The following is a 3,185-nucleotide window of genomic DNA, read 5'->3' on the forward strand; positions in this document are numbered from 1 at the left end:
GACCACACCGCCATATCGGTGCGCGACGGACTCATCAAGACCATGGCCACCCTGCCCGGGCACTTGCGCGGATCCCTGACCTGGGACCAAGGCGTGGAGATGGCCCTGCACAAGAGTTTCGGCATCGCCACCGACATGGACGTCTACTTCTGCGACCCGGCCAGTCCGTGGCAACGCGGATCCAACGAAAACACGAACGGACTGCTGCGCCAATACTTCCCTAAAAGCACCGACCTGAACGCCTACGGGCCAGAAGACCTCGAACACGTCGCCCAGGAACTCAACAGCAGACCCCGCAAGACGCTGGGCTGGGATACCCCTGCCGAACGACTTCGTGATTTACTGACAACCAACTAACCACCGGCGTTGCAACGACCCCTAGAATCCGCCCGTCGATGCATGCATTGCAATCGCTTTCACGAATCGAAATCCTCCGATCCTCGCTCCATCGCCAGCCCTCAAAGGGGAGAGCCGTGCCCGTCGGTCCAAAAGGTGAGACGTGTTGACCATCATGTGATATGTCGGATTAGGCTATTGCTTATGAGCGAGACGATGAATTTGGCAGTTATCCCTGGCGACGGTATCGGTCCCGAGGTGGTGGCCGAGGCGGTGAAGGTGCTCCGCAAGGTGGCCTCGGACGCAGGCGCGAACCTCGAGCTGACCGAATATCCGCTGGGCGCCGAGCACTGGAAGGCAACGGGGGAGACCCTTCCGGACGAAACGCTGGCCAAGATCCGCCAGCATGACGCCATCCTGTTCGGAGCGGTCGGCGCGGCACCCGGGGATGCCTCGATTCCTTCGGGCCTGATCGAGCGCGAAATGCTGCTCAAGCTGCGCTTCAGCCTCGATCATTACGTCAACCTTCGGCCCACCAAGCTGTTGGCCGGCGTCCCCAGTCCGCTGGCCGATCCAGGCGAAATCGACTTCATCGTCGTCCGCGAAGGCACCGAGGGACCCTACGTCGGCAACGGCGGCGCGCTCCGTGTTGGGACCGAGCATGAGATCGCCACCGAGGTATCTGTCAATACCGCCCACGGCGTGGAGCGCGTGGTCCGTGACGCATTCCGTCGGGCAAGCGAACGTCCGCGCAAGAAGCTGACCCTGGTGCACAAGCACAATGTCCTGATCCACGCCGGCCACTTGTGGAAGCGAACGGTCGAGGCCGTCGCGCCGGAGTTCCCCGACGTCGAACACGATTACCTGCACGTGGACGCGACCATGATCTTCCTGGCCACCGATCCGTCCCGCTTCGACGTCATCGTCACGGACAACCTGTTCGGCGACATCATCACCGACCTCGCCGCGGCCATCAGCGGCGGGATCGGCCTGGCGGCATCGGGGAACATCAACATGGACCGCACTGCGCCGTCGATGTTCGAGCCCGTCCACGGTTCCGCACCGGATATTGCCGGTCAGCAGAAGGCGGATCCGACGGCGGCCATCCTCTCCGCGGCACTGCTGCTGGAGCACCTCGGCCACGTCGATGCGGCGACCCGTGTGCAGAAGGCCGTTGAGAGCGACATCGCCAGCCGCGGTACCAAGCCGCGTTCGACGTCGGAAATTGGCGATGCGGTAGTGGCGGCTCTGTAGGGACGCGCCTGCGCCTGTGTCGAAGACGTACTAGTCTTGTGACAAACCCAACCGGTACACGAAGACGTGTAGAAGTACGTGGAGGAATCATGACCGAAACCGCTACTGGCCTGGAATTCACCCAGCAGCTGTCCAACAGCCCTAAAACCGCGGAGCAGCGGGCGCAGGTTCTCGCCGATCCCGGCTTCGGGAACCACTTCACCGACCACACCGCAGTGGTGGACTACACCGCCGGCACGGACGGACAGGGCTCCTGGCAGAACGCGCGGATCGAACCGTATGGTCCGATCGCGATGGATCCCGCAGCGAGCGTGCTGCACTATGGCCAGGAAATCTTCGAGGGCATGAAGGCATACAAACATGCCGACGGTTCTGTCTGGACTTTCCGCGCCGAGTTGAACGCCGCACGGCTGAACCGCTCCGCCCGCCGCATGGCACTGCCGGAGCTGCCCGAGGAGACCTTCCTGGAGTCGCTGCGCCAGTTGGTCGGCGTGGACAAGGAATGGATCCCGACCCGCGAGGGCGAGAGTCTGTACCTGCGTCCGTTCATGATCGCCACCGAAGCATTCCTCGGCGTGCGTCCTGCCCGGGAAGTTTCCTACCGCGTGATTGCCTCGCCGGCTGGAAACTACTTTGGTGGCGAGCTGAAGCCGGTCTCGATCTGGCTTTCGCGCAATTATGCCCGCGCGGGCCGCGGCGGCACCGGGAACGCCAAATGCGGTGGCAACTACGCCGCTTCCCTTGCAGCGCAGATGGAAGCCGATGCCCATGGCTGCAAGCAGGTGCTGTTCCTGGATCCGTTCAACGACGACGCCGTTGAGGAACTGGGCGGCATGAACGTCTTTTTCGTCTTCAAGGACGGACGGCTCGTCACGCCGGCGCTGAACGGCACTATCCTCGAGGGCGTCACCCGTTCGTCGGTGATCCAGCTCGGCAAGGACCGCGGCCTGGACGTGGAGGAACGCAAGATCACCATCGACGAGTGGGAAAGCGGCGTAAACTCGGGCGAAATCACCGAGGTGTTCGCCTGTGGCACCGCTGCTGTAATCACACCGATCGGGGAGCTGAAGAGTTGGTCTCTGAGACCGCCACCGCCTGACGCGAAGCCCGGCGAAGTCACCATGTCCCTGCGCGAACAACTCCTCGGCATCCAGACCGGCGTGGCCGAAGACCCGCACGGTTGGCTCACCCGCCTGGCGTAGAGCACCGACCGGCTCACCCGCCTGGCGTAGCACGGTGGCATGGATACTGCACGGGGCTCCCAGCGGGAATAGAAGGACAGGCCTGAAACCAATTGCTGGTTCCAGGCCTGTCCTTCTTGCATCCTCCTGTTGCCGCGCCACCTTTAATCTGAGTTGCCGCGTCACCGTGAATCTGCAAGTTCCGGGCGCTGGCTCAGCCTCGACTTGTCCTCCACATCGTAACCACAAGAGGGGCAGCTGGCAGGTCTGTATCCACAACTGGGCGACTTCCTATGCCATTTAAGAAGTGATTGCAGTGCAATCAAATGTATGGCGGATTCTAGGGGTCGTTGCAACGCCGGTGGTTAGTTGGTTGTCAGTAAATCACGAAGTCGTTCGGCAGGGGTATCCCAG

At 62.4% G+C, this 3,185-nt stretch carries 3 protein-coding genes; all 3 read left to right on the forward strand.

Features of this window, described 5'->3' with window-relative positions; genetic code table 11:
* On the forward strand, window positions 1-357 hold a 357-nt coding region (locus Y707_RS0101970; protein WP_026533848.1), incomplete at its 5' end, for an IS30 family transposase.
* A 183-nt stretch (window positions 358-540) separates the two neighbouring features.
* Window positions 541-1,590 (forward strand): 3-isopropylmalate dehydrogenase, encoded by a 1,050-nt coding sequence (locus Y707_RS0101975; protein ID WP_026533849.1) that lies wholly within the window; start codon window positions 541-543, stop codon window positions 1,588-1,590.
* A gap of 89 nt (window positions 1,591-1,679) precedes the next feature.
* Complete coding sequence (locus Y707_RS0101980; protein WP_026533850.1) at window positions 1,680-2,792, forward strand: branched-chain amino acid aminotransferase; 1,113 nt, start codon at window positions 1,680-1,682, stop codon at window positions 2,790-2,792.
* Window positions 2,793-3,185: the final 393 nt, after the last annotated feature.

The organism is Arthrobacter sp. H14, from assembly GCF_000520495.1.
Taxonomy (GTDB): Bacteria; Actinomycetota; Actinomycetes; order Actinomycetales; family Micrococcaceae; genus Arthrobacter_C.